Origin of the sequence: Jannaschia formosa (genome assembly GCF_003340555.1) — a bacterium.
Lineage (GTDB): Bacteria > Pseudomonadota > Alphaproteobacteria > Rhodobacterales > Rhodobacteraceae > Jannaschia > Jannaschia formosa.
The window spans coordinates 83,674-90,123 of sequence record NZ_QPLJ01000018.1 but is presented as its reverse complement, the minus strand read 5'-3'; the positions used below and the strand labels follow the sequence as shown (position 1 = coordinate 90,123).

Annotated in this window: 3 protein-coding genes; 2 read left to right on the top strand and 1 reads right to left on the bottom strand. The window is 73.1% G+C overall.

The annotated features are described in order from the left end of the window. Positions 1-455: 455 nt before the first annotated feature. Positions 456-2,420: a hypothetical protein gene (locus DR046_RS16550; protein ID WP_115383503.1), complete on the bottom strand. Its 1,965-nt coding sequence runs from the start codon at positions 2,418-2,420 to the stop codon at positions 456-458. A 227-nt stretch (positions 2,421-2,647) separates the two neighbouring features. Between DR046_RS16550 and DR046_RS16545 the strand changes: the two genes are divergently transcribed. Together DR046_RS16545 and DR046_RS16540 are read left to right on the top strand one after the other, a co-directional pair. After that, a complete protein-coding gene (locus DR046_RS16545) occupies positions 2,648-4,594 on the top strand; it encodes a glycosyltransferase family 2 protein (protein WP_115383502.1) in 1,947 nt (648 codons plus the stop codon). Between the two features lie 61 nt (positions 4,595-4,655). Next, a complete protein-coding gene (locus tag DR046_RS16540) occupies positions 4,656-6,440 on the top strand; it encodes a class I SAM-dependent methyltransferase (protein WP_135227320.1) in 1,785 nt (594 codons plus the stop codon). Positions 6,441-6,450: the final 10 nt, after the last annotated feature.

Here is a 6,450-nt window from a genome sequence, read left to right as displayed (position 1 = left end):
TGGCCCGCTTGTGAAGATGGATCAGCATAGTCTCGCCCCGCCTCGAATGTCCCTCAGGATCGACCTCGCCATGAAGAGCGCGGATCGTCGTGGGGAAATGTGATCAGCCGGGATGGAACAGTTACAAACAAGCCCTTCCTTCACCTCGCTCGGAAGGCGATACCTGATCGATGGCGCTGAACACCGGATTTCGGGAGTAGATCTCGATCCGTATCTGGGTTCCGCAAGTGTCCGATCGGAGCGACCGCGTTCGGTTTCAGGCGCGGACGGGGTTCAGCCCCGGCGGAAGACCGCTCTCGGAACGCCGCTTTGGGGCTCTGCCCGTTCATCGGGACGTCGGCACGACGTCTCTGGAAGCTGAAGCGGTTCACTGGACCGATCCCGGGCCGCCGGGGTTCCGCCCGCGCGGGCGAAAATGTCCACCGGACCTTTCGCCGGCTACGCCGGACCGCCGCTCACCCACCCAGCTCGGTCCTGATCCGGTTCTCGAGATGCTCCTTGCGGGCCTTCATGCGGGCCAGATCGCGCTTCGTGCGCTCCAGCTCGGCCTCGGCCTCGGCGCGGGCGTCCTGGCTGCGGCGCAGGGCGGCGGCCAGGTCGGCGGCCTCGCGCTCGCTGCGGCGCAACTCCTCGGCGGCGCGCCCGGCGAGCTGGGCGGCGCGGGGGTCGGCGACGCCCGAGGCGGTCAGCTCGGCCAGCTCCCGCGCCTGGCGCTCGACGGTGCGGGTGAGGTCCGCGACCTGCTCCTCGATCCGGGCGCGGCCCTGCACCGCCTCGCCCAGGGCGAGGTCGCGGGCGGCGAGGGCCTCGCGCAGATCCTCGATCTCTCCGGCCTCGGAGGGCCTGTTCCGCAGCTCCTCGCGCAGGGCCGTCAGCTTGCCGAGCGCGGCGGCGCGGTCCTCGTTCGCCCGGCGGGCATCGGCCTCGTGGGCGGCGCGGGCGCGGTCGGCATCGGCGACGACCCGGGCCTTCTCGGCCTCGATCGCCTTGACCTCGCGCCGGAGCCGGTCGAGCGCCTCCTCGCGCTCGGCGAGGGCGGCGCGCAGCGCCCCGGCCTCGGCGATCTCCTCGGGCTCGGGCCGCTCCGCCAGCTCCCGCGAGAGCGCGGCCTCGCGCTCCTCGGACTCGGCCAGCAGCGCGGTCAGCGTGCCGACCCCGTCGGTCAGGGCGGCGCGCGCGGCCTGCGCCTCCTCGGCGGCGGCCTGCGCCGCCTCGCGCAGGGACGAAAGCTCGCCGTCGCGCTCGGCCAGAAGGGCGGTGAACCGCGCCGTCTCTTCGCGGCGGGTGGCCTCCAGCGCGTCGAGCGCGCCGGTATCGGCCCGGGCCTCGGCCAGCTCCCGCTCCAGCCGGGCGAGATCGGCGGCATGGGCGGCGCGCAGCTCGGCCAGCTCGCCCTCGGCGGTCTCGAGCGCGCGGTCCAGCCGCGCCGCCTCGGCCTCGGCCGTGCGGGTGTTGCGCGCGAGCTCCGATTCGAGCGCGGCGATGCGGTCTTCCCTGGCGCGCCCCGCCTCGAGCGCGTTGCGTTCGACGCGCTCGAGCTCGGTGGCGCGCGCGGCATGGGCGGCGCGCAGCGCGACCAGCTCCTCGCCGAGCTCGGCCTCGACGGCGCTCAGCCGGTCGAGCTCGGGGCGCAGCGCCTCCAGCTCGCGCAGGTTGCCGGCCTGGACGCGCGCGGCGTCGCGCGCGGCCCATTCGTTGGCGCAGGCCGCGCCGAGCCGCTGGAACACCTGCTGCAGCGAGCGGAACAGCGACCGGTCGCCCTCGATCCCCGCCAGCCGCTCCAGCCGGGCGGGCAGGGCCTTGCCTGCGGCCATCACCCAGACCCCGCCGCCATGCGGGAAGCGCAGCACCGGGCGGCCGCCGCGGAAGGCGTCCAGCGCCGCCGACAGCTCCGGGTCGCGGCGCGCGGCTTCGGTGCCGCGCAGCACCAGGCAGGCCTCGTCGCCCAGCCGGTCGGCCCAGGCGCCCAGGCCCTTCAGCAGGCCCGCGTCGAGGTCGCGGTCGACCACCAGAAGGTCGATCCCGCCCTCCTCGAAGAGGCCGGGCGCGGCGTCGTCCGCGACCTCGACCAGGCGCGCGAACTCGCCATACTGGGTGTCGGCATAGTCGGCGACGCTGCCGATCTCGCCCGGCCAGGTGTTCAGGCCGGTGCAGTCGGCATCGAGCCCCAGCCGCTCCACCGCCTGGCAGAGCGCCAGATGCGCCACCGCCGAGCCCTCCGCGCCGCCGCCCAGGGTCACGACCGTCCCGGGCCGCAGGTCGCCGGCCAGCCAGAACAGCACCGGCAGATGTTCCAGATAGCCCGAGGCGGCGAGGTATTTGGGCCGCCAGAAGATCTCGCGCCGGGAAACCGGAAGGACGGTGTCGAGCCCCTGCAGGGACGTCTCCGGAGAGGGGGCGGTCGCGATCTTGGTGCTCATCTGTCAGGACGCTCCGGAAGCGGCGGGAAGGGGCGGGCCCTCCCGGGGGGGCATCGCGAAAGTCGCCGCACCATAGGCGATGGATCGCCGGATGCAATTGCACCCGTCGCCCGCGGGAGGAGGGGTGGTTTCGAGGGGTTGCGGCCCGCGCCCGGAGGCGCGACCAAGAGCCCCGGGGGAGGCCTGGGGCGCGCAGGCGATCGCGCCGCCGGCTACGGAGACGACAGATGCTGACCGTTCGCGACGATCCGCTGGTACGCACGAACCTGAAGCGGGCCTGCCGCATGGCGCGGCAGTCCCGGCACGTGCATGGCATCTGGTATGCCGAGACCTACCCGGACGTGGCGCTTCTGGGGATGGAGCCGGCCGAGCACTACCTGCGCTACGGCGCCGCGATGGGCCGCGACCCGGGCAAGAACTTCGACACGCGGTTCTATGTCGAGGCGCATCCCGAGGTGCTGGAGCGGGGCGAGAACCCGCTGCTGCACTACGTCCGCGAGGGCGGCGCCGAGAAGGGCTGGCCGACGCGCCCCGAGGACCCCGAGCGCGACGCGCTGCGGCGGGTGCGCGCGGTGCGCGACAAGCTGCTGATGCTGGGCTTCACCGAGGAGGCGCTGGCCGAGCTGCGCGAGATGGCCGGGCGCGACCCCTCGGCCCGCGGCCGGGCGCTGGCCGCGCGCGAGCTGGCGGTCTGGCACCTGCGGCTGCGCGAGGCGGGGGACGGGCAGGCCGCGCTCGGCTGGCTGGGACGCGCCCGCGCCGAGGCGCCCGACCTGGAGATGCGCTGCCAGATCGCCATCTCGGAGCTTCTGGCCCATCACCTGGCGGAGGACCGGGCCGGCGGGCTGGCCGCCTATGACCGGCTGGCGCTGGCCGGCGAGGCCACGCCCGACGCGCTGCTGGCGCGGGCCAATTTCGAGCCCACGCCCGAGGCGCGGCTGGTCTGGATCAACGCCATGCTGGCCGCCCACGGGCTGGCGGGGGCGACGCTCCTGCCCGAGGGGCCGACGGCCTACGACCGGCTCTCGGCCGAGCAGCCTGCGCCGGTGACCGACGGCCCGCTGGTGACGGTGCTGATCGCCGCCTACGAGGCCGAGGCGATGCTGCCCACGGCGCTGCGCTCGCTGCAGGCGCAGTCCTGGCGCAATCTCGAGATCATCGTCATCGACGATGTCAGCCCCGACGACACCTGCGCCGTCGCCGAACGCTTCGCCGCCGAGGACCCGCGCATCCGGCTGATCCGGATGGAGAAGAACGGCGGCGCCTATGTCGCCCGCAACCGGGGGCTGGACGCGGCGCGGGGCGAGTTCGTCACCCTGCACGATGCCGACGACTGGTCGCACCCGCTCAAGATCGAGACCCAGATGCGGCACCTGGCCGAGACCCCCGGGACGATGGGCTGCACCTCCGAGCAGGCGCGCCTGCAGGAGGACCTGACCTGCGTGAAGGTGCGCGGCAACGGCGCCTTCACGATCTTCAACACCTCGTCCTTCCTGTGGCGCAAGGCGCCCGTGCGGGCGGCCCTGGGCTACTGGGACACGGTGCGCTTCGGCGCCGACAACGAGTTCATCCGCCGGATGCAGGCGGTCTTCGGCCGCGACTCGTTCCAGAAGCTGAAGACCGGGCCGCTGTCCTTCCAGCGCGAATCGGAGACCTCGGTCACGACCGGCGCGGTGACGGGGGTGGACGGCTTCTACTACGGGGTGCGCAAGGAATATCTCGACGCGCATCTGCGCCACCATGCGACCTGGGCCGAGGCGGCGGCGTCGGGGGCGCTGCGCTACAGCGGCGACCCGGCGGACCGGCCCTTCCCGGTGCCCGCGATGATGCGCCCCGACCGCGCCGCGGCGCTGGCGGCGCGCCCGCCCTACGACTTGGTGGTCGAGGGCGACTTCCGCCGCCCCGGCCCCGAGATGGAGGAGCTGGCCGCCGAGCTGGCCGAACTGGCCCGGCAGGGCCGGCGCGTGGGCCTGGTCGAGGTCAACGCCTACGAGGCCGGGGAGGGCGCGACGGCGATCTGCGAGGCGCTGCGCGGCGTCGTCGACGGCACCCGGATCGAGGTGCTGGTCTATGGCGACACGGTCGAGACCCGCGCCCTGCGCCGGCTGCCGGGCGCGGGGGCGGGCGGGCGCTATCGCCCCGAGATCCGGGTGCTGGACGCGGCGGCGCCGTGACGGTTTGCCGTGCTCTGCGATCTGGGGCAGAAGGCGCCGCAGTCGAGGAAAGGACCGTGACATGACAATGAAGGTGGCCACCACGACGAGCAGCGGCTCGATCATGGGCCTGATCACGCTGGAGCAGGCGCTCAAGGGCCAGGGGATCTCGGTCACGCGTTTCGACGAGGAGGTGCTCAAGAAGGGGCCGCTGCCCGAGGGCCAGGACATCGGCCTTCTGCACAACACGCTGTCGGTCTCCGACGAGGTGATGAAGCGCTCGATCCTCTATGCGCTGCAGACCGTGGTCAACAAGCTGATGGGCTCGCCCAAGCTGCAGGAGCGGCTGCGCCGCGCGCCGCCGGTCGAGGTCTGGTGCAACACCCGGTCGGCGGCCCGCAAGATGACCGAGATGGGCTTCGCCGCTCGCACGATGTATCGCCCCGCCCCCCGCTTCAAGGCGCCCGCCGCCTTCGCGCCGCTGCCCGAGGAGAAGCGGGTGCTGTGGTACTACGACCCGCCGCACCGCTTCATGAAGTCCAAGCTGCCCGTCATCAAGGACCTGCTGGAGCAGGTCGACGACGACATCGAGGTGCTGCTGTTCCCCTCCGAGGAGTGTCCGGTCGAGCGGCCCAACGTCCGCGCCCTGGGCAAGATCGACATGGAGCACTGGGTGCCGCGGGTGCGGGGCATGGTGCGGGTGTCCGACCATCTCGACTACGGGCGGTCGACCTTCGACGTGCTCGCCCATGGCCGCTGGGTGCTCTACTACGACATGGACGAGGAGATAAACTACTCCGTCCCCACCCCCGAGGAGATCCCGGCCCGGCTGCGCACGCTGCTCTCCGAGGAGGGCGAGGCCGAGGCCCGCGCCCGCCACGCCCGCGCCACCGAGTTCGAGGTCGCCACGCTGGCGCCGATCTGGGCCGCGCGCATCGCCGAGCTGCTGGAGGGCGCGCCCGCCGCGTCCGCCGCATCCGGGAAGCCGGCCGCGCCCAGGCCCGTCTCCGCGGCCCGCGCGGTGGCCAGGGCTCCGAAGGCCAAGGCTCCGAAGCCCGGTGCCTCGGATGCCGGTCCCTCGAAGGCCAGTCCCTCGGATGCCAGTGCCTCCGGGACGGCCCCCGAGGTCGTCCCCGACCCTGCCCCCGAGCCCCCCGCCCGTTCCCGCGTCGCCCCCGCCCCGCCGTCGGGCGACCACCTGAAGACTTACGATTCCGATTTCTACGCCGCGCAGTCCGACGCCTCCTACAAGGCGGCGTCCTATATCGTGCCGCTCCTGCGGGAGGTGCTGCCCGGCATCTCCAGCGTCTGCGACGTGGGCTGCGGCGCGGGCACCTGGCTGAAGGTCTGGGAGGACGAGGGCGTCACCGACATCCTCGGGATGGAGGGCGGCTATGTCGAGGAGGCCTTCCGCGCCACCCCCGAACGGCTGGTCAAGGTCGACCTCTCGCTGGGCGACGTGCCGCTGGCCGACCTGGTCGGGCGGCGCTTCGACCTCGTGACCTCGCTGGAGGTCGCCGAGCACCTGCCCGAGGCGCGCGGGGCCTCCTTCGTGGCCGATCTCTGCGCGCTGTCGGATACCGTCGTCTTCAGCGCCGCCATCCCCGGCCAGGGCGGCAAGGACCATGTCAACGAGCAGTGGCAGTCCTGGTGGGTGCAGCACTTCAACGACCAGGGCTTCGGTGCGCAGGACCTGCTGCGGCCGCAGATCTGGTGGAGGGACGGCATCCGCTACTGGTACCGCCAGAACCTGCTCGTGTTCCGCAAGGGGCAGGAGAACGACCGCGACCGCCGCGCCTACGACCTGGTCCATCCCCGCGCCTGGGACAAGAAGATCAGGCGGCTGGACAAGATGGCGGCAGACTGAGATCTGCGTC

Excerpts from the sequence above, each read along its gene's own strand:
- DR046_RS16550 (WP_115383503.1), bottom strand. The coding sequence starts at position 2,420 with ATGAGCACCAAGATCGCGACCGCCCCCTCTCCGGAGACGTCCCTGCAG.
- DR046_RS16545 (WP_115383502.1), top strand. The coding sequence starts at position 2,648 with ATGCTGACCGTTCGCGACGATCCGCTGGTACGCACGAACCTGAAGCGG.
- DR046_RS16540 (WP_135227320.1), top strand. The coding sequence starts at position 4,656 with ATGACAATGAAGGTGGCCACCACGACGAGCAGCGGCTCGATCATGGGC.